The sequence below is a fragment of the Tropicimonas aquimaris genome (assembly GCF_042676185.1).
Lineage (GTDB): Bacteria > Pseudomonadota > Alphaproteobacteria > Rhodobacterales > Rhodobacteraceae > Tropicimonas > Tropicimonas aquimaris.
In genome coordinates this window covers 174,732-193,882 of the sequence record NZ_JBHTJT010000051.1, presented here as the reverse complement: position 1 = coordinate 193,882, position 19,151 = coordinate 174,732, and the positions used below count along the sequence as shown (strand labels likewise).

At 66.6% G+C, this 19,151-nt stretch carries 17 protein-coding genes; 13 read left to right on the top strand and 4 right to left on the bottom strand.

Features of this window, described 5'->3' with window-relative positions; all coding sequences use genetic code 11:
* Positions 1–131 precede the first annotated feature (131 nt).
* From ACFQ2S_RS22035 to ACFQ2S_RS21990, 10 genes are all read left to right on the top strand, one after another.
* A complete protein-coding gene (locus tag ACFQ2S_RS22035) occupies positions 132–1,130 on the top strand; it encodes a hypothetical protein (protein WP_386078095.1) in 999 nt (332 codons plus the stop codon).
* Positions 1,131–1,172: 42 nt separating this feature from the next.
* Positions 1,173–1,520 (top strand): hypothetical protein, encoded by a 348-nt coding sequence (locus ACFQ2S_RS22030; protein WP_386078092.1) that lies wholly within the window; start codon positions 1,173–1,175, stop codon positions 1,518–1,520.
* 156 nt (positions 1,521–1,676) lie between these two features.
* On the top strand, positions 1,677–2,240 hold the full coding sequence (locus tag ACFQ2S_RS22025) for a hypothetical protein (protein WP_386078090.1): 564 nt from the start codon (positions 1,677–1,679) through the stop codon (positions 2,238–2,240).
* Positions 2,241–2,336: 96 nt separating this feature from the next.
* Positions 2,337–3,710 carry an MFS transporter gene (locus ACFQ2S_RS22020; RefSeq protein ID WP_386078088.1) on the top strand — a complete coding sequence of 458 codons (1,374 nt, stop codon included), beginning with the start codon at positions 2,337–2,339 and terminating at the stop codon, positions 3,708–3,710.
* Entirely contained in the window at positions 3,674–4,567 is an 894-nt protein-coding gene (gene mepA, locus ACFQ2S_RS22015; protein WP_386078085.1) for a penicillin-insensitive murein endopeptidase, read from the top strand. The genes ACFQ2S_RS22020 and mepA overlap by 37 nt, the downstream gene beginning before the upstream one ends.
* Positions 4,540–5,430 (top strand): esterase-like activity of phytase family protein, encoded by an 891-nt coding sequence (locus ACFQ2S_RS22010; RefSeq protein ID WP_386078082.1) that lies wholly within the window; start codon positions 4,540–4,542, stop codon positions 5,428–5,430. The genes mepA and ACFQ2S_RS22010 overlap by 28 nt, the downstream gene beginning before the upstream one ends.
* 90 nt (positions 5,431–5,520) lie before the next feature.
* On the top strand, positions 5,521–6,153 hold the full coding sequence (locus ACFQ2S_RS22005) for a queuosine precursor transporter (RefSeq protein WP_386078080.1): 633 nt from the start codon (positions 5,521–5,523) through the stop codon (positions 6,151–6,153).
* A gap of 347 nt (positions 6,154–6,500) precedes the next feature.
* Complete coding sequence (gene arfB, locus ACFQ2S_RS22000) at positions 6,501–6,923, top strand: alternative ribosome rescue aminoacyl-tRNA hydrolase ArfB (RefSeq protein ID WP_386078077.1); 423 nt, start codon at positions 6,501–6,503, stop codon at positions 6,921–6,923.
* Positions 6,924–6,928: 5 nt separating this feature from the next.
* Positions 6,929–8,194 (top strand): aspartate aminotransferase family protein, encoded by a 1,266-nt coding sequence (locus ACFQ2S_RS21995; RefSeq protein WP_386078075.1) that lies wholly within the window; start codon positions 6,929–6,931, stop codon positions 8,192–8,194.
* Complete coding sequence (locus ACFQ2S_RS21990; protein WP_386078072.1) at positions 8,191–9,126, top strand: phosphotransferase enzyme family protein; 936 nt, start codon at positions 8,191–8,193, stop codon at positions 9,124–9,126. The genes ACFQ2S_RS21995 and ACFQ2S_RS21990 overlap by 4 nt, the downstream gene beginning before the upstream one ends.
* A 4-nt stretch (positions 9,127–9,130) precedes the next feature.
* Here the strand turns inward: ACFQ2S_RS21990 and pncB are convergent, their stop codons facing one another.
* The 3 genes from pncB to pncA all read right to left on the bottom strand — a co-directional run bounded on the left by pncB (position 9,131) and on the right by pncA (position 13,637).
* On the bottom strand, positions 9,131–10,423 hold the full coding sequence (pncB, locus tag ACFQ2S_RS21985; RefSeq protein ID WP_089234562.1) for a nicotinate phosphoribosyltransferase: 1,293 nt from the start codon (positions 10,421–10,423) through the stop codon (positions 9,131–9,133).
* 91 nt (positions 10,424–10,514) lie between these two features.
* The gene (locus ACFQ2S_RS21980; protein WP_386078070.1) at positions 10,515–12,932 is read right to left on the bottom strand and encodes a hybrid sensor histidine kinase/response regulator; all 2,418 of its coding nucleotides are present in this window, start codon (positions 12,930–12,932) and stop codon (positions 10,515–10,517) included.
* Positions 12,933–13,034: 102 nt separating this feature from the next.
* Entirely contained in the window at positions 13,035–13,637 is a 603-nt protein-coding gene (gene pncA / locus ACFQ2S_RS21975) for a bifunctional nicotinamidase/pyrazinamidase (protein ID WP_386078067.1), read from the bottom strand.
* 93 nt (positions 13,638–13,730) lie between these two features.
* On the opposite strand from pncA, the gene trhO reads away from it, so the two are divergent.
* The gene (trhO, locus tag ACFQ2S_RS21970) at positions 13,731–14,639 is read left to right on the top strand and encodes an oxygen-dependent tRNA uridine(34) hydroxylase TrhO (protein ID WP_386078064.1); all 909 of its coding nucleotides are present in this window, start codon (positions 13,731–13,733) and stop codon (positions 14,637–14,639) included.
* 6 nt (positions 14,640–14,645) lie between these two features.
* On the opposite strand, the gene ACFQ2S_RS21965 is transcribed toward trhO, so the two are convergent.
* Complete coding sequence (locus ACFQ2S_RS21965; protein WP_386078061.1) at positions 14,646–15,716, bottom strand: alpha/beta hydrolase; 1,071 nt, start codon at positions 15,714–15,716, stop codon at positions 14,646–14,648.
* 142 nt (positions 15,717–15,858) lie between these two features.
* On the opposite strand from ACFQ2S_RS21965, the gene ACFQ2S_RS21960 reads away from it, so the two are divergent.
* A complete protein-coding gene (locus ACFQ2S_RS21960) occupies positions 15,859–17,328 on the top strand; it encodes a UbiA family prenyltransferase (protein ID WP_386078058.1) in 1,470 nt (489 codons plus the stop codon).
* A gap of 73 nt (positions 17,329–17,401) precedes the next feature.
* Entirely contained in the window at positions 17,402–19,147 is a 1,746-nt protein-coding gene (locus ACFQ2S_RS21955) for a sugar phosphorylase (RefSeq protein ID WP_386078055.1), read from the top strand.
* The last annotated feature ends 4 nt before the right edge of the window (positions 19,148–19,151 follow it).

Below are 19,151 nucleotides of genomic sequence, written 5' to 3'. Positions count from 1 at the left end.
CGACATTTTGTGCGGCATGCGGCGAGATTTTCGCGCGATCACGTTCAATTCGGGGCGCTTCCCGAAAATGACCTTTATTCCGAGATAATCCGCCATCTTTCCGGCGAATTTGCCTTGCATTCGAGACAATCATGCAGGCACCCAACCCACCCCTTCTCGGCTTCCGTGCGCTTCAGGCGATCATGGACCTGAGAGCGGCTGCCGGACGTCAGCCGCAAGCGGCGATCCGCGGGATCGTCGCGCATTTGCCGCCGGGCGACCGCGAACGCGGTGCCGACGCGCGCACCCTGAGCCGGGTGATCCTGCGACAGGGGTGCCGGCTGGAAACCGCGGACGACCTGCCCCTGCGCGACGCCCTGCTGCTGACCGCGACGCAGCCGGAGCGCGACCTCCGGGCGTTTGCCTGCGCGACCGCCGTGCTGCTGGCCGACCGCTTGCAGGACGGGCTCGGCCATGACGACCTCGGCTCCTACTGGGACGCGTTTCGGACCGTCTACTTCGCGATGGAGCCGGCCGACCGGGCGGCCATCGTGCAGGGTTTCCTAACCGGCAGCGCCATCGGCCGGGTGCGCTGCGCCGATCTCCCACCACCCGAGATGCGGGTGACCCTCGGGCTGGACGCGTTGCGCCGCGACCTGATCGGGCTGTCCCGCACCGAGGCCACGGCATTGGCGGAGGCTGTCGAACGGACCTTGCCGGGCAATGGGGCGGAACCGGCGCTCCGACACCTGCACGCCCTGCTCGCCGGCATCTCCGTCGAGCCGCTCACGGGCGACAGCCCGCTCTTTCCGCCGCTGCTGGCGCTTGCGAGCTACTCCGAAACGCCGCTCCTGGCCGCCGCGACGGCGCTCCTGCTCTCCGAGGCGCTGATGACCAGCGACGACGAAGGCTGGTTCGGCATCACGCTCTGGTCCGAGATGGCCCCTGTCTGGCTCGCTCTTCCCGAGACCGAAGGGCGCGCGATCCTCGGTGGACTGCGGCACCTCTACGAGACCGATCCGCACTGGGTGCCGATGCCTCAGATCCACGCCAGCCCCGAGAACGCCGGCCGCCTGCCTCTTCTGCCGGTGCTCGATACTTCCTACCAGCCGCGCCGCCCCGATGGCGCGGACGGGCGACCCCGGCTCTAGCGGGGCTTGGCAACCGCCGCCAAAGCGCCTAAGCCGCGCAACATGACCGACACGAGCCCCGATACACCGAAGAAGAAGAAACGCCCGCAGGAGGTGTACACGCTGCTGGTCGAGGTCGGCCGGCACGACGGCGACGGCCTGCCCGAGGGCGCGACCGGCGCGGCGCTGATGTGCTACGCCTCGGGCGTCGACGAGGCGGAAGCGGTGCGCGAGACCGTCGCGATCCTGAAACAGGCCGACCTGGCGCCGCTCGACGTTACCGGCTACGGGACGCTGGAAGAGCGACTGGCCGACGGGCACGAGGTGCCGGACGAGGAGCGCGAGCTCATGGCCCGGGCGCTGGCCGAGAACTCGGTCATCGTCGCCCAGATGACCCCGTTCTTCGACTGACCCAGCGGTATTTCGCGCAGTCTCAGGCCGCGGTAAGCGGCTTTTAACCTGAATGGCAACAGTATGGCGCCGTGACCGCATTGGTTCGGCATGGTGCCCCATTGCTGCCCAAAGCGCGTGTCACGCTTGACGGGAACCGAAACCTCGGAGCTCAAGATGCGCCCATTCAATCTCGCATATGCCCTTCTCGGCGGCGGCGTCGTGACCACGGGACTTCTCGGACTGACCCTGTTCCTGTTCCCCGTCGCCATCACGGATCCCGCCGACATCGATCTTGCCCACTACTATCCGTCCAACGTGTCGGAGCCCGATCCCGTCATGGATGCGACGGCGAGATCGGAGGCCAACCCGGCGAACGGGCCGACCGAACTGGCGCTCGCCAACTCCGTCACCGGACAAGGCCCGACGCAGGCGGCGCCGGTCCGTGTGCGCCCATCCTCGTCGGACCATCGCGCGCTCCTCGCCCGTCCGTCGCTTCCGGAGGCGGACATTGCCCCGACAGTTCCCCAGCCGGTGCTCCTGCGTTCCAAAACCGAAGAACGAAAGATTGCCGTCGCCGCGCCCCCGGAGCCCGCACGGCAACCCCGCATCCTCCGCGTGGCAGATGTCACCACACCGGAAATCGCCAGCGTATTTCCCGAGCAATCCGATGCGGACCCGCACCGGGCAACCTTCGGTACGCCGGTTGCCGAACGCAAGGTGCTCCGCATCACGCGCTGATAGCGGTCCGACGGGCGGCGGACGCGGGCCAGCTTGCCGGTGATCGCCGGTTGTTCTAAGCCGAAGGCTGGCGCCAGCGGCAGGGCAGGACAGCGAATGGTCACCAGCTCCCATCGGAAACGCATCTGGGGATGGTTCTTCTTCGATTGGGCCAGCCAACCCTACAACACCCTGCTCCTGACGTTCATTTTTGCGCCCTACGTCAAGGAACTGCTGGACGACGGCGCCGCTGCGCAGGCCGCGTGGGGCTATACCATCGGCCTTGGCGGCGCCCTGATCGCATTGCTCGCGCCCTTTCTCGGAGCAATGGCCGACAAGGGCGGGCATCGCTTATCGTGGGTCGCAGCCTTCTCGGTTCTCTACGTCCTCGGCGCCAGCGGCATCTGGCTGGCGGAACCCGGCACCACGAACCTGACGCTGGTCCTCATCCTGTTCGGCCTCGGGCTGCTCGGGATGGAATTCGCGACGATCTTCACCAACGCCATGCTGCCGGACCTCGGAGAGCACGACGAGATCGGGCGGATCTCCGGCAGCGGATGGGCCTTCGGCTATGTCGGCGGGCTGCTTTCGCTGGTGATCATGCTGCTCTTCTTCGCCGAGAGCGCCGCCGGAACGACGCTTCTGGGATGGGCGCCCGCGTTCGGACTGGACGCCGCGGCCCGCGAGGGCACGCGCTTCGTGGGCCCTTTCACGGCGCTCTGGTACGTCGTCTTCATGGTCCCGTTCTTCCTCTGGGTGCGCGAACTGCCGGGACACGCCCACGAACCGCTGCGCCAGGCCGCGCGCGATGCCTGGCCGGAGCTTCGCTCGACCCTCCGGCAATTGCCATCGGCGCCCTCGCTCTTCGCCTTCCTCGGCTCCTCCATGTTCTACCGCGACGCGCTCAACGGCCTCTATGTCTTTGGCGGTCTCTACGCGGCGGGCGTGCTGGGCTGGAGCGTCGTCGACACCGGCGTCTTCGGGATCCTCGCGGTCATCAGCGCCGCAGTCTTTGCCTGGATCGGCGGCCGCGCCGACAGCCGCTTCGGGCCGAAACCGGTCATCACGATCTGCGTCCTTCTGCTGACCGCGATCTGCGTGTCGATGGTCTTCGTCTCGCGGGAGGCGCTGTTCGGTGTTCCCCTGGCACCGGACTCGCGCCTTCCAGACGTCGCCTTCTACGCCCTCGGCGCGGCCATCGGGGCGGCGGGCGGCGCGCTCCAGTCGGCCAGCCGGACCATGATGTGCCGGCAGGGCGACCCGGAACGGATGACCCAGGCCTTTGGGCTCTACGCACTTGCGGGCAAGGCGACCTCGTTCCTCGCCCCCCTCTCCATCGGCCTCGTGACCGACCTCAGCGGCTCCCAACAAATGGGAATCAGCCCTCTGATAGGCCTTTTTTTATTGGGGCTGATCCTGCTACACTGGGTAAAACCAGATGGGGAGAGAGCAGCATGTCCACCATCCGCACAATCCTCGCCGGCGCCCTGATCGGGCTTCTGGCGTTGCCTGCGGCCGCAGAACCCAAGGCCAATCAATTGTTTGGCGCAAAGCCGACCGCTTCTCAGCAGAAGTCGCAACCGATCGGCTTCTATTCCAAGGGCTGCGCCGCCGGAAACGTCGAACTTCCCGAGACCGGCCCGACCTGGCAGGCGATGCGGCTGTCGCGCAACCGCAACTGGGGCCAGCCGGTGATGATCGAATTTCTCCAGGACCTCTCGGCCTTTGCGACGAAGGTTGGCTGGCAGGGGCTTTATATCGGCGATATCTCGCAACCGCGCGGCGGGCCGATGACCTCCGGGCATTCCTCGCACCAGATCGGGCTCGACGCCGATATCTGGATGAAGCCGGCCACCAACCTGCGCCTCAGCCGCCGCGACCGGGAGAACATCTCCTCCATCGATGTGCGCTCCTCCGACCAGCGCAGCGTCAACGGCAACTGGACGCCAGCCCATGCCGCCATCCTGAAGCGCGCTGCGATGGACCCGCGCGTCGACCGGATATTCGTGACCCCACCGGTGAAAATCGAGTTCTGCAAGACCGCGAAACGCAGCGACGCGAAATGGCTGCAGAAGATCCGTCCGATCTATGGCCACAATTACCATTTCCACGTTCGTCTCAAATGCCCGAAAGGGGCGCCCGGTTGCGTCACCCAGAGCCCCTCTGTCAACGAACTTTCCAAGGGCGGAACCGGATGCGATGCCTCGCTCCAGTGGTGGGTGACCGACTACCTGAACCCGCCGAAATCCACCAAGCCCGCAGCGCCCGCACCGAAGAAACGCGGCGCGCGTGACTACACGATGGCCGATCTGCCCAACCAATGCGGCGCTGTCCTCGCCTCGCGCTGACGCTGCTCGTCGCGCTGGCCGGTGTCGCAGGCGTCGCGGCGCGCAGCCACGCGCCCGCGACGGTGGCTCGCGTGGATTGGCATGGCGATGCGGAACTCTTCGGCGGCTGGTCTGGTATCGACGTGTCCGACGACGGCGAAGCCTTCTGGGCGGTGAGCGACGCGGGCCTGATCACCCGCGGGCGGCTGCTGCGGCAAGACGGCCAGCTTGTGGGCGTCGAGGCGCAGACCCCCTGGGCGATTGCCGGCGAGCGGACGCCGGAGAACCTGTTTCTCGGTTCGGATTCAGAGGGGATCTCGATCGCGTCCGACGGCTCGCTCGCGATTTCCTACGAGGGGATGAACCGGGTCTGGCTCTACGACGATCCCCACGCGCGGGCGACGCGGCTGGACCAGGCGGGTGCGTTTCTCGAGCTCGAGAACAACAAGGGGTTGGAGGCCGTCGCCACCGCCCCGGACGGCGCGCTTCTGGCGATCCCCGAGAACCTGCCGGAAGGTTGGGAGGATTACCCGGTCTTCCGCCATGCCGGAGACCGCTGGGACCAGCCGTTCGCGCTGGAGCAGGAGGGGCTCTGGCGCTCGGTCGGGGCGGATTTCGGGCCGGACGGCCGGCTCTACCTCCTCGAACGGAAGTTCGTCGCCATCGGCTTCGCAAGCCGGATCCGCCGTTTCGACCTGTCCGACCCGGCGGAGGTGAAGCCGGGCGAGACGATCTTCTCCTCGCCGGTCGGGCGGCACGACAACCTCGAAGGAATCGGCATCTGGCGTGATCCCGACGGCCGGCTGCGGGCCGTCATGGTCTCCGACGACAATTTCCTGCCCTTTTTGCGCAGCGAGATCGTCGAAGCCATCCTGCCCGATTGATCTTGCCGAACAGGCGCCGGACCGCTAAGAGGCGGTCTTTCCCCACCGGGGACAAGTCGCCGCAACCTTGTCAAAACGGGCATCCGATTCATGACGCGCAAACATCTTCCCGGCATTCTTGCCATGGCCGCCATCGTCGTGGCCTCCAATATTCTCGTGCAGCATCTCCTCGGCCAGTGGCTGACCTGGGGGGCGCTCACCTATCCGTTCGCCTTCCTCGTGACCGACCTTATGAACCGGCTCTACGGCGCCGCAGCGGCACGCCGAGTCGTGCTCGCGGGCTTCGTGGTGGGCGTGGTCTGCTCGCTGATCGGCAGCCAGATCCATGGCGAATTCGGTCCGCTGGTAACACTGCGCGTGGCGATCGCATCCGGCACCGCCTTCCTCGCAGCGCAAATGATGGACGTAGCGATTTTCGACCGCATGCGCGAAGGGCATTGGTGGCGTGCGCCGCTGGCCTCCACGCTCGTCGGCTCGACGCTGGACACCGCCCTGTTCTTCAGCATTGCCTTTTCCGCCGCCCTGAACGGCATGGAGCCCGCCAACCCGCCGCTCTGGGCCCAGGAAACGCTGCCGCTGCTGGGCGCCGGGCCGGTTGCACCGCTCTGGGCTTCGCTCGCCATCGCCGACTGGTCTGTCAAGCTTGCCCTCGCCTTGATCGCCCTGATCCCGTTTCGCCTCATCGTTCAGCGCTTGTCGCCTGCCCGCGTGGAAATTCATTGACAGGTAAGCGTTCTGTGTCACGCTGAAGGGGACAGAAACAACTGAAAGGAGGTGATCCAGTGTCGAGAGTCATGCTGGAGAGGGGTGTCGTGAAATTCGGAAGGACGTGCCACTAAGGCAGCCTTCGAGGTAGTCTTCCGACGGGCTTATGCGCCCATGACACCTCACCTCCAAGATAGCTCGGAGAGCCGTTTCCCGACCGGGAGACGGCTCTTTTCGTGTCCGGGCAACGCCTGCCGGACGTCGCGGACTAGGCGCGATTGCCCCAGCGCCAACGGAAGCCGCTTTTCCGAGACTGGCGCGGCAGCGGCATTCTGGCCTAAGGAAGCACTGGAAAGGACGGTGCCATGCTCAGGGTCACGGACGACATCGCGATCGAGGATTGGGAGCTGACGGAGCAGTTCGTCAGGTCGTCGGGCCCGGGCGGGCAGAACGTCAACAAGGTATCGACGGCCGTCGAGCTGCGGTTCGAGGCCGCGCGCAGCCCGAACCTGCCAGACCCGGTGAAGACCCGGCTGCGCAAGATCGCCGGCCGGCGGTGGACAGCCGATGGCGCGCTGATCCTGCGGGTCGAGGATACGCGCAGCCAGGCCCGCAACCGGGAAATCGCCCGCGAACGGCTGGCGGAACTCATCCTCAAGGCCACACATCGGCCGAAACGCCGGGTCGCGACCCGGCCCACGCTCGCTTCCAAGCGCAGGCGGGTCGACGCCAAGACTCGGCGCGGCACGGTAAAGGCGTTGCGCGGCAAGGTGTCGGACGAGGACTGACGCAGATGGAGAGCCTTGCCGAGCGCCGCCAACGGCTGATGGGGCCGAACGTGCCGACGTTTTACCGCGACCCGGTGCACATCGTGCGCGGCGAGGGCGTCTGGCTCTGGGATGCCGACGGCCGGCGCTATCTCGACTGCTACAACAACGTGCCGCATGTCGGGCATTGCCACCCGCGCGTGGTGGAGGCGATCAGCCGTCAGGCCGGCATTCTGAACACCCACACGCGCTACCTGCACGAGGGGATCCTGGACTACCTCGACCGGCTCACGGCGCGGTTCGATCACGGGCTGACCCAGACTATCCTGGTGTGCACGGGGTCGGAAGCCAACGACGTCGCGCTGCGGATGGCGGAGGCCGTGACCGGCAAGACTGGGATCATCGCGACCGACAACACCTACCACGGCAACACCCGCGCCACGAGCCAGCTCTCCACCCGGCGGCCCCCCATCGGTGGCTATCCCGGCCATGTGCGTCTGGTCCCCGCGCCCGACAGCATGCATCCGGTGGGTGGATCGCCAGAGGGGCAGGCGCAGGCTTTCGCTGCCGAAGTTGCCCGCGCCATCGGCGAATTGGAGGAGGCGGGGCACGGGTTCGCGGGCTTCATGCTCTGTCCGGCATTTGCCAACGAGGGGCTGCCGGTGCCGCCGCCGGGGTTTCTCGACCCGACGGTCGCGGTGGTCCGCGCGGCCGGCGGCCTGGTGCTCTGCGACGAGGTTCAGCCGGGCTTCGGGCGACTCGGGAGCGCGTGGTGGGGGCATTCGCATATGGGGTTCGCGCCGGACGTGGTGACGCTCGGCAAGCCGATGGCGAACGGGCATCCCGTGGCCGCGGTGATCTGCCGGCCCGACGTCATGGCCGCCTTTCGCGGCGCCTTTGGCTATTTCAACACCTTCGGCGGGAACCCGGTTTCTGCGGCAGCCGCGCTGGCAACGCTGGACGTGATCGAGGCGGAGGACCTGGTCGGGAACGCGCGGGACGTGGGCGCCCAAGCGCTCGGTCTGCTGCGTGGCCTGTCTCATCCAAAGATTGCCGAGGTGCGCGGGCAGGGGTTTTTCCTCGCGGTCGAATTCGCCCTTGAGGACGGCACGCCCGCGACCGCCTTTGCCGAAGAGGTGGTGGAAAGGATGCGGCAGCGGGGGGTGCTGCTCAACCGGATCGGGCGGAAGATGAACATTCTCAAGATGCGCCCGCCGATGGTCTTTGCCCGGGACCACGCAGAGATGCTCGCCGCAACGCTGGCGGACGTGCTGGACGGGATGCCCGCGTGAGCACGGCGGCGATGACTGCGCTCGCCATGGCGGCGGCGGAGGCCTGGGGCGGATGCCTTGGCACGCCGAGGCTGGTCGCGCAGCGCGAGAATACCGTGTTCGACCTTCGGCTCGCGGACGGCGCCCGGGTTGCCTTGCGGCTGCATCGACGGGGCAACGTCGATCCGGTTGCGGTTGGAGCGGAACTGGCGTGGACGGAGGCGCTTGCCGAGGCGGGTGTCGCCTGTCCCGCACCGCGTCGCACCCGTACGGGAGAGTTGGCGATCGACTGCGATGCGCAGCTCGTTTCGGCCGTGGCCTGGATCGATGCGCCGCCGCTTGCCGAGGCGCCGGGCGACCCCGTGCAGCAGCATCACCGGCTCGGCGCCACCCTCGCCGACCTGCATTCGGCCGCCGACAGGCTCCGCCTCTGCCCGGTGCCGCGCCGGACCTGGAAGCGGGACGACCTGATCGGCGAGGTGCCACGGTGGGGCGGCCATTGGCTCAATCCCGCCCTGGACGACGCGGAGCGCACCTTGCTCGCGGAAGCAAGGGATGCGGCGCGCCGGCAACTCGCCGCCGTTTCGCATCCGGATGTGGGACTGATCCATGCCGACACGCTGCGGGAGAACGTGCTCGACGACGGTGCGCGGCTGTGGCTGATCGATTTCGACGACAGCGGGTTCGGGTATCGCGGCTACGACCTCGCCACCGCGCTGATCCAGCAGATTGACCTGCCGGGATGGGAGCTGCGCGCCGAGGCGCTGCTGGAGGGTTACCTGTCCCGCCGGCCCGACGCCGCGCGGCTGCGCGACGACCTCGCGATGTTCGTGCTGATCCGTGGGCTGGCGACGGCTGGCTGGATCGTCAACCGGGCGCCGCACGACGACCCGCGCCAGAGGCTCTATGCCGAGCGGGCGCTTGCCGCGGCGCGGCTTTATCTCGGCGGGTAGGCGGTCAGACGATCACCTCGAGCGCTTCTTGCTCGCCCACGCCGAAGACCCGCTTGTAGCGCGCAACCTCGTCGGCCGGTCCCATCGACTTGTTGGGATTGTCGGAGAGTTTGACGGTCGGATTGCCATTGGCGCTGACCGCCTTGCAGACCAGCGAGAACGGGCGCAGCGCGTCGTTCGGCACCAGCCCGCGGAAATCGTTGGTCAACAGGGTGCCCCAGCCGAAACTCACCCGGACCCGGCCCTCGAACTGGCGGTGCAGCTCAAGGATCTTTTCCACGTCGAGCCCGTCCGAGAAGATCACCAACTTCTTTCGGGGATCCTCGCCACGGGATTTCCACCACTCGATGGCGGTTTCGGCGCCGGTCGCCGGGTCGCCACTGTCGATCCGCATGCCGGTCCAGCTCTCCAGCCAATGCGGCGCGCGTTTCAGGAAGCCCTTGGTGCCGAACGTGTCGGGCAGGATGATCCGCAGGTTGCCCTCGTGCTCCTCCTGCCAATCCTCGAGCACCCGGTAGGGCGCCTTTGCCAACGCCTCGTCGGTCTCGGCGAGCGCTGCGTAGACCATCGGCAGTTCATGCGCATTGGTGCCGATCGCCTCCACCTCCTGGCGCATCGCGATCAGGCAGTTGGAGGTGCCGATGAAGGTGTCGCCCAGGCCTTCGATCAGCGCCTGCACGCACCAATCCTGCCACAGGAAGGAATGCCGGCGGCGGGTGCCGAAATCGGCGATGCGCAACGCGGGCACCTTGCGCAGGCGCTCGACCTTTTCCCAGAGCTTGGTCATGGCGCGGGCGTAGAGCACCTGCAGCTCGAACTTCTCCATCCGGTTCAGGACCGCGCGGCCGCGCAACTCCATCAGGACGGTGAGCGCAGGGATCTCCCACAGCATGACCTCGGGCCAGCTGCCTTCGAAGGTCAGTTCGTATTGCCCGTCGCGTTTCTCCAGGTGGTAGTCGGGCAGGCGCAGCGCTTCGAACCACTCCATGAAGTCGGGGCGGAACATCTGGCGCTTGCCGTAGAAGGTGTTGCCGCGCAGCCACGTGCTTTCGCCCCGGGACAGCGACAGCGACCGGATATGATCGAGATGCTCGCGCAATTCGCCCTCGTCGATCAGTTCGGCGAGCCGCACGTCCTTGGTCCTGTTGATCAGGGAAAAGGTGACGCGCGCGTCCGGCTTGTTGCGAAACACCGACTGGCACATGAGAAGCTTGTAGAAATCGGTGTCGATCATCGACCGGACGATCGGATCGATCTTCCACTTGTGGTTCCATACCCGCGTGGCGATATCGATCATGAAGCCCCCGTTGCGCTGATGCGGAGCAGGCTATCTTTCGCGCACGCCGAAGAAAAGGGCCGTCACCCGGTTCCTGCCCCGGCCATTCGGCTTAGCGGAACGATCCGATGGAGACGGGGACCTCGTGGCCGTCAGGGCCGATCACCTCCGCGGCGGGAGACCGTTTCGGCCGGTCGACCGGCGTCGCCGTCTCGGCCAGGCGGACCTGCTGGACGGAGCCGGGATCCGGCGCGTGCCGCAACGCGCCATCCTCCGTTGATCGGGTCCGGGCGCTATGGAACCCACGCGCTTCCAGCAGTGCCTGATGCAGATCGTGCTTGCGGAAAGGCTTGGTCACCACGTCGTCCATGCCGGCCAGCAGGCACATCGTGCGGTCCTCGGGAAAGGCATTCGCGGTCAGGGCGATGATCGGGGTCGGGGCGTCGCCGTCCTGCGCCTCCTTCTCCCGGATCTCCCGCGTTGCCTCCAGCCCGTCGAGGATCGGCATGTGCATGTCCATCAGCACGATATCAGGCCGGCGCAGGACAAACAGATCCACCGCCTCGCGGCCGTTCACGGCAAAGACGGTTTCAAGACCCATGGCCGACAGCATCTTGTCGATGAGCAGGGTATTCGTTTTGTTGTCCTCGGCCACCAGCACGACCAGCCCGGCAAGCTCTTCCACATTGGGGAGGACCGCAGCCTCGGATGTTCTCGGCGCGGCAGCCTCGGTTGCGGCCGCAATTGGCACGCTGAAAGAGACGTGAAAGACCGAGCCCTTGCCAGGGCGCGACTCCGCCGAGATCTCACCGCCCATCGCCTCGGCCAGAAGGCGGGAGATCGACAGGCCGAGCCCGGTTCCGCCAAACCGGCCCGCGACATTGGCGTCGGCCTGGGTGAAGCTGTCGAAGATGTGGTCGATCCGTTCCATCTCGATCCCGATGCCGGAATCGCGGATCGAGATCAGGAAATGGCACTTGCCACCGTCCATGCGCAGGCTGACCTCCACGCGGACGAACCCTTCCTCGGTGAACTTGATGGCGTTGCTCAGCAGGTTGAGCAGGATCTGCCGCCACCGGCCGTCGTCGCCAACTACACGCTCCGGCAGGTTCGGCGGAAGTACGAGGCTCAGCTCCAGCCCCTTTGCCTCGGCCAGCGGGAACACCAGCTCGAGCGCGTGGCGCAGGCATTGCTCCGGCGAGAACGGTTCGGCGACCACGTCGAGCCGGCCGGACTCGAGCTTGGAGAAATCGAGGATGTCGTTGACGATGGCGAGCAGCGCTTCCCCCGAGGAGGTGATCGTGCGAACGAGGGTCCGTTGCGCCTCGTCCAGCGGGGTCTCGAGAAGCAGATCGGCCGTTCCGATGACGCCGTTCATCGGCGTCCGTATCTCGTGGCTCATGGTGGCGAGGAAATTGTGGCGCGCCCGCACGGCATCCTCGGCCGCCTTCCGGGCCGCCGCCACCGCATGTTCGCGGCGCTTGGCTTCGCTGATGTCCCGCTCGACGCTCACCATGTGTTCCAGCTCGCCGGAATCGTCGAACACCGGGGCGATGCTGACCTCGACCCAGATCGGATGCCCGTCCTTGTGCCGGTTGACAATCTCGACCCGGACCGGCCGGCGCTCCGCCCGCGCACTGTTCAGCTGCCGGATCGCCGCTTCGCTGGTCTCCGGGCCGTTCAGGAAGTTCACGTTGCGCCCGACCGCCTCGGAGAAGCTGTAGCCGGTGACCTCGGTGAAGGCGCGGTTCACCCAGGAAATGCAACCGTCGCTGTAGCTGATGATGACGCTGTCGTTGGCGCGCTCCGCGACATGGGCGAGCCGGCGGGTGGTTTGCCGCGAGCTTTCAAGAGCGACGTTGGCATGGGCGAGGTCGCGCGCGCTCTCCAGAGTGGCCAGTTGCATGACGCTTCGGCGCTTGCGTGTCTTGTGAAGGTGGCGGGCGAAGACCCAGACCACATAACCGATGAGCAGAGCGGCAGCCACGTCGTAGTAGCTCGCCCGATCGCCGCCGAACGGCCCGACGATCGCGTAGACGAGGATCACCGCCAGAGTCACGCTGTAAATCATGATCCGGACCAGGGCAGCCTTGCTGTGCACGCCGTAAAGCAAGGAGGCGTCCAGTAGGGCCGCCATGCAGAGGGCCCCTGCCAGCGTCTGCGCATCATGGCCGCCGAGCCGATGAACCAGCGCCACGAAAAGGCTCAGGGACAGGGCCTGCAGCCCGCCCAGCGCCGTGGTGACGACCTGGGCACGCGGATAGTCCGCCCCCATCGTGCTGCGCTTTCCGTAATGCCGGAGGACGGCGCAATCCAGCGCGTCGCCCAGGAACACGATTGCCGCGGTCAGCAGCGCCGTGCCGGTGTCCGCCATGGTCAGAAAAATCGGGAAGCAGACGACAACGAGCAACTGCCGCGTCCAGAAATGCCGCGAACGGCCACGGCAATAGGACAGGAAACGGCCTTCGAGGCTACGGCTGGCGCGGAATTCGGCAAGGCTTCGGTCTGCAGCCTCGGTTCTCGGGTCCATTCCGTCTCCGTTGGGTCAACGCGCAGAGATCTGTCTGCAGCCACGGCAGGCAGGAAACCAGAAACTGGTTCCCGATTGCTTAATTTCCGGCAAGCCGGACAATCAGCGGCCGTCCAGCACGATTCCGGCGTCGAGCATGGCTTCCAGGGCCGCTTCCCGCGAGCCGTCGAGGTCGATCGCCCTGCAGCAGGCGAGATCGACCGTCACCGCGTAGCCCAGCCGCGCCGCGTCGACGGCCGAGTAATGGACGCAGAAATCGGTGGCGAGGCCAACCATCCGGAGCCGCTCGACCCCGCGGGTGCGCAGGTAGCCGTCGAGCCCGGTGGGGGTCTCGTGGTCGTTCTCGAAAAAGGCGGAATAGCTGTCGATCTCGCGCCGGAACCCCTTGCGGATGATCAGGTCGGCCGGGTCGGTCAGGAGATGGGAGTGGAACTCCGCACCCCTGCTTCCCTGCACGCAATGATCTGGCCAGAGCACCTGCGCGCCATATGGCATGTCGATCACCTCGAACGATTTCTTGCCGGGATGCCGGGAGGCGAAGGAGCCATGATCCGCCGGGTGCCAGTCCTGGGTGAAGACGCGAACCGGGAAATCGGGAAGCATGGCGTTGATGGCGGGCACGATCTCGTCGCCGCCGGGGACGGCCAGCGCGCCGCCCGGGCAGAAGTCGTTCTGGACGTCGATCACGATCAGGGCTTCGGTCATGGCAGGCACCTCCTGCCCTATTGGCTAGGCAAGCCGGGGCCCGGGGTCAATCGGGCTTGTTCTTTCGTGGTGTTCCGGCCTAGGGAAACGGCCATGCTGACCATCGCCGCACTCTATCATTTCACCCGCTTCGATAACCCCGACGCGCTGCGCGCGCCGCTCAAGGCGCTGTGCGAGGCCGAAGGCGTGCGCGGCAGCCTGCTGCTGGCCGCCGAGGGGATCAACGGCACCATTGCCGGACCGCCGGACGGGGTCGCCCGGGTTCTCGCACATATCCGCACCCTTCCCGGGTGCGAGGGGCTGGAATGGAAGGAGAGCCAGGCAGAAGAAATGCCGTTCGGCCGCATAAAGGTCCGCCTCAAGCGCGAGATCGTCACCATGGGTCAGCCACAGGTGGACCCGACCGCCGCCGTCGGCCGCTATGTCGACCCGGCGGAGTGGAACGCGCTGATCTCCGCACCGGATGTCGCGGTGATCGACACCCGCAACGACTACGAGGTCGCCATCGGCACCTTCGAGGGAGCGGAGGACCCCGGCATCCGGTCGTTCCGCGATTTCCCGGCCTGGTGGGAGGCGAACCGCGAGCGGTTTCACAACAAGCGGATCGCGATGTTCTGCACCGGCGGCATCCGTTGCGAGAAATCGACGAACTACCTGATGGGCCTTGGCGAGGCGGAGGTGTTCCACCTCAAGGGCGGGATCCTGAAATACCTCGAGGAGGTGCCGGAGCGGGACAGCCTCTGGCACGGCGAATGTTTCGTCTTCGACCAGCGGGTCGCACTCAAACACGGGCTCGAGCAGGGCAGCCACGCGATGTGCCACGCCTGCCGCCGCCCGGTGTCCGAAGACGACCGCCGCTCCGATGCTTTCGAGGAGGGCGTTTCCTGCCCGCGCTGCATCGAGGAGTTCTCCGACGCGGATCGCGAGAGGTTTCGGGAACGGCAACGCCAGGTGCGTCTCGCCGGAGAGCGCGGCGAGAAACATCTGGGCGCCGAGGGCTGATCCCTTTCAGTCACCCGCCGCGATGCCGGGCAGCCAGTCGAGGATGTGGCCGGCGGTCTCCGACAGGAACGCAGGCTCGTACATCGGCATGTGCCCCGCGCCGGCGACGATCCGGGGGCGGCTGCCGTAGTAGAGACCGGTCAGGTGGACATCGAGCGGCGGCACGAAGCGGTCCTTTCCGGCGCCGATCACCAGCAGGTCGGAGCGGGGGCCGGGCAGCGGCGCGAAGGGCGGGAAGCCCGAGGTGCGCGCCGTCGCGGCGAGCGCCTCGTCGGTCAGGCGGCTGAGAACGGTGCGGAACTCCGCCTCGGAGATACCATTCGGAAACATGTTGTCCCGGATCACCCGCGGGTCGGTCGCGGCGACCCCGAAGAAGGACAGGTCGAACATCGCCTTCCAGAGCGCAAGGTTGGTCGTGGCCATCTCCATCGACGCGCGCCAGAGCCCGTAGGGCGGCGCCGAGCAGAGCAGCACCGTCGCCGCCGGGCGCCCGCCGCGCCGCAACAGGTTCTGCGCGACGGCCCCGCCCAGCGAATGACCCACGACGACAGTGGGCCGGCCAATGGCGGCCAGGGCCTCCGCGAGGGCGTCGGTGAGCGTGTCGAGACCCCCGGCCCGTCGAAGAGCGATGCGCCCGGGAGCGCTGCCGCGAGGGCGTCGAGCGCCGCGCCCGCATCGCCGCCCTGCATCGCTTGTGACAGCACGCGGTCCAGAACGCCGGGATCCGTGGCCATGGTCGCGCCAGCGGGGCGGCCCGGCAGGCTCATGGTCCAGCAGCGGTGCCCTGCTTCGGTAAAATGGCCGAGCCAGCGCTCCGTCCAGACCCAGCCGCCCGCAGACATGCCGTGCAGGAACAGCAGGTCGGGCAGATCTCCCGCGCCTGCCGCCTCGTGGCGGGTCAGGGACCAGCTCTGGTAGCTGTCGAGCGTGATGTCTTCGGAGGGGCTTGCTGTGGTGTGCATCGTGATCCGTCCTGACGCGACCTGTGTCCACCTGCAGGATATCGCATGTCGCGCCAGAACATGCTGCGACGCAGCGTCTATGGTGGCGTATCCAACCACCGCCCTGTGACAGCATCACCACCATCGGGGCAAAACCGCCGATGGAGCCCGCACACGCTTTGCCACCGCAGCGACCCGCGTCCTAGATTCCGGCCAGACAGCGCGGGGCGGTGCGCCGCCTCCGATAAAAGACGTGCCCGACGAGCAGGACGTAACCCGTGCAAGACACCACCAGTTCCGCCGACCAACCGGTGGACCACCCGCCGCTTCTTGCCGTCGATCTCGACGGCACGTTGATCCGCAGCGACATGCTTCTGGAAAATTGGTGGAACGTGGTCTCCCGCGATATTCCTGCCGCCGCGCGGGCGCTCAGGGCGCTGCCGGAGGGCAAGGCAGCCTTCAAGAAGGCGCTAGCGGATACGGCCAAGGTGGATGTCAGCAAGCTGCCCTACAACGACGAGGTGCTGGCGCGTATCCAGAGCCACCGCGACGCCGGTGGCCGGGTGGCGCTGGTGACGGCCTCCGACCGGCAGGTCGCGCAGCAGATCGCCGACCATCTCGGCATCTTCGACGAGGTGCATGGCTCCGACGGCGAGACCAACCTCAAGGCGGACCGCAAGGCGGCCTTCCTGATCGAGCGGTTCGGCCGTGGCGAATACGACTACATCGGCGATCACGAGGCCGATCTCGAGGTCTGGAAAGGCGCCCGCAAGGCGATCACCGTCAATGCGCCCGACGATCTGCGCACCGGCGCGGAAGCTGCAGCCGCCGAGGGTGCGGATCATCTGGGGCGCGCGGAGCTCGCCGGCCCGAACAAGTCCTGGCTGCGCGCGGTCCGTCCGCACCAATGGGCGAAGAACGTCCTGATCTTCCTGCCGGTTCTGATGGCGCACAGCCACGATCCGCGCGACTGGGTGGCTGCGATGCTGGCCTTCATCGTGTTCAGCATGATCGCCTCCAGTGTCTACCTGCTGAACGACCTTCTGGACCTGTCCGCCGACCGCGCGCACCCGCGCAAGTCGAAACGTCCGCTGCCCTCGGGCGAGATGGCGTTGCTGCACGGGTCGCTGCTGGCGCCGGCACTGTTGCTGGGCGGGCTGCTGCTGGCTCTGCTGCTTCTGCCATTCGACTTCTTCCTCGTCCTGCTGGGGTATTTCATCCTCACCACCGCCTATTCGCTCAACCTCAAGCGCCGGCTGGTGATCGACATCTGCACCCTCGCCACGCTCTACACGGTGCGCATCATCGCCGGCGGGGCGGCGACCGGCATCCTGATCTCCCCTTGGCTGCTGGCCTTCTCCGGCTTCCTGTTCCTGTCGCTGGCGGCCATCAAGCGGCAGGCCGAGCTGATCAGCGACGTGGCCGCAGGGCGCGAGGGCTCCGCCGGGCGCGCCTATGTCACCTCCGACATTCCCGTCGTCTCAGGCATGGCGCTGACCGCCGGCTACGTATCCGTGCTGGTCCTCGCGCTCTACATCAGCACACCGTCGGTCTCGCTGATCTACGAACGCCCGAAGCTGCTTGGCGCGGTTTGTGCGATCCTTCTCTACTGGATCAGTCGCGTCGTCATGCTCACCCACAGGGGCAAGATGCACGACGATCCGGTGGTCTTTGCCCTGAAAGACAGCACCAGCCGCATTTGCGGCGTCATGATCTTGCTGATCGCCGCCGCTGCCTCCTTCGGCTGAGCCTCCGACCGGGTCGAACTTGAAATTCGTCCCGGAAGCCGCTTTACCGGTGTGAAACACGGGGAACCGTCCCATGACCCTCAAGAGTCCGAAGTTCAACGAAAAGCTGGCGGCGCTGCTGGCGCAGATCTATCCGGACGCGGATATCCCGCAGCTCCGGGAGGACACGATCGCGGCGTTCTGGCCCGAGGGCACCGCCTCGCGCAGTCGTACCCGGCCGCCGGGCAACAACCTCTGGGACGAGACGGACACGCTGGTCATCACCTATGGCAACAGCATCGTCGACGGCGAGCATCGCCCGCTCGACCTGCTGCGCCATTTCCTCCAGGAGAACGTGTCCGCGGTCATCAGCGGCGTGCACATCCTGCCGTTCTTCCCCTTCACCTCGGATGACGGCTTTGCCGTCACCGACTATCGCAGCGTGAATTCGAACCTCGGCAACTGGTCGGACATCAACCGCATCGCCTCCGAGTTCAAGCTGATGTCGGACCTGGTTCTGAACCACGTCTCCAGCTTCTCGATCTGGTTTCACGAATACCTGCAGGGGCACCCACCCTACGACAAGTTCTTCTTTGAAGCCTCGCCGGAGGACGACCTGAGCGCGGTGGTTCGGCCCCGCACGTCGTCGCTGCTGCGCGAGGTCCAGACGGCCAACGGCCCCCGCTGGGTCTGGTGCACCTTCAGCCACGACCAGGTCGACCTCGACTTCCGCAACCCCGAGGTGCTGCTGGAGTTCCTGCGGGTGATGCGGCTGCATATCGACAACGGTGTGCGGATCATCCGGCTCGACGCCGTGGCCTTCATCTGGAAGGAGGTTGGTACCTCCTGCATCCACCTGCCACAGACCCACGCAATTGTCCGGCTGATGCGGCTTCTGTTCGACTATGCCTCCGAGCCCGTGGTCCTGCTGACCGAGACCAACGTGCCCAATGCCGAGAACCTTTCCTATTTCGGCAACATGAACGAGGCGCATTCGGTCTACAATTTCTCGCTGCCGCCGCTGATCCTGCACGCCATGCTCAACGGCACCAGCAGCGCGCTCAGCCGCTGGCAGATGGCCATGCCCCCGGCCCAGCTCGGCTGCGCCTACCTGAACTTCACCGCCTCCCATGACGGGATCGGCGTGCGCGGCGCCGAGGGGCTCTTGCCCGACACCGAGATCGGATCCATGGTCAAGGCCGTGCGCGATTTCGGCGGGCTGGTCTCGATGCGCTCGATGCCGGACGGCAGTCAGAAACCCTACGAGCTGAACATCACCTGGTTCGACGCGATGAAGGGCACGGTCGACGGACCGGACGACCTGCAGTTCGAGCGTTTCCTCTGTAGCCAGACCATCGTGATGGCGCTGGAGGGGCTGCCGGCCTTCTACATCCACTCCCTGCTCGGCACGCCGAACGACCATGCCGGCGTCGAGAAGACCGGGGTGAACCGCGCCATCAACCGGCACCGCTGGGACTACCCGACCCTGCGCGAGGCGCTGGCAGATCCCGAGACGATCCACGCCCGCGTGCTGGCCGAGATGAAGCGGCGGATCTCCATTCGCATCCGCCAGAAGGGATTCCACCCCAACGCCACGCAGTTTACCCTGCACCTCGGGGAATCCCTGTTCGGCTTCTGGCGGCAGAGTATCAACCGGGAGCAGTCGATCTTTGCCATCCACAACGTGACCCGCGAGCCCGTCACGATGGCGCCTCATGCGATCAACCTGATCGGCGGCGAATCCTGGGTGGATCTGCTGAGCGGCGAAGCCATCGACCCGCTCGGCGAAGACGTGACCTTCGCCCCCTACCAGTGCCGCTGGATCAGCAACCGCCACTGAGAAC

Coding starts and splice junctions, on each gene's coding strand:
- ACFQ2S_RS22035 (WP_386078095.1), top strand. CDS start 132: ATGCAGGCACCCAACCCACCCCTTCTCGGCTTCCGTGCGCTTCAGGCG.
- ACFQ2S_RS22030 (WP_386078092.1), top strand. CDS start 1,173: ATGACCGACACGAGCCCCGATACACCGAAGAAGAAGAAACGCCCGCAG.
- ACFQ2S_RS22025 (WP_386078090.1), top strand. CDS start 1,677: ATGCGCCCATTCAATCTCGCATATGCCCTTCTCGGCGGCGGCGTCGTG.
- ACFQ2S_RS22020 (WP_386078088.1), top strand. CDS start 2,337: ATGGTCACCAGCTCCCATCGGAAACGCATCTGGGGATGGTTCTTCTTC.
- mepA (WP_386078085.1), top strand. CDS start 3,674: ATGTCCACCATCCGCACAATCCTCGCCGGCGCCCTGATCGGGCTTCTG.
- ACFQ2S_RS22010 (WP_386078082.1), top strand. CDS start 4,540: ATGCGGCGCTGTCCTCGCCTCGCGCTGACGCTGCTCGTCGCGCTGGCC.
- ACFQ2S_RS22005 (WP_386078080.1), top strand. CDS start 5,521: ATGACGCGCAAACATCTTCCCGGCATTCTTGCCATGGCCGCCATCGTC.
- arfB (WP_386078077.1), top strand. CDS start 6,501: ATGCTCAGGGTCACGGACGACATCGCGATCGAGGATTGGGAGCTGACG.
- ACFQ2S_RS21995 (WP_386078075.1), top strand. CDS start 6,929: ATGGAGAGCCTTGCCGAGCGCCGCCAACGGCTGATGGGGCCGAACGTG.
- pncB (WP_089234562.1), bottom strand. CDS start 10,423: ATGATCGATATCGCCACGCGGGTATGGAACCACAAGTGGAAGATCGAT.
- ACFQ2S_RS21980 (WP_386078070.1), bottom strand. CDS start 12,932: ATGGACCCGAGAACCGAGGCTGCAGACCGAAGCCTTGCCGAATTCCGC.
- pncA (WP_386078067.1), bottom strand. CDS start 13,637: ATGACCGAAGCCCTGATCGTGATCGACGTCCAGAACGACTTCTGCCCG.
- trhO (WP_386078064.1), top strand. CDS start 13,731: ATGCTGACCATCGCCGCACTCTATCATTTCACCCGCTTCGATAACCCC.
- ACFQ2S_RS21965 (WP_386078061.1), bottom strand. CDS start 15,716: ATGCTGTCACAGGGCGGTGGTTGGATACGCCACCATAGACGCTGCGTC.
- ACFQ2S_RS21955 (WP_386078055.1), top strand. CDS start 17,402: ATGACCCTCAAGAGTCCGAAGTTCAACGAAAAGCTGGCGGCGCTGCTG.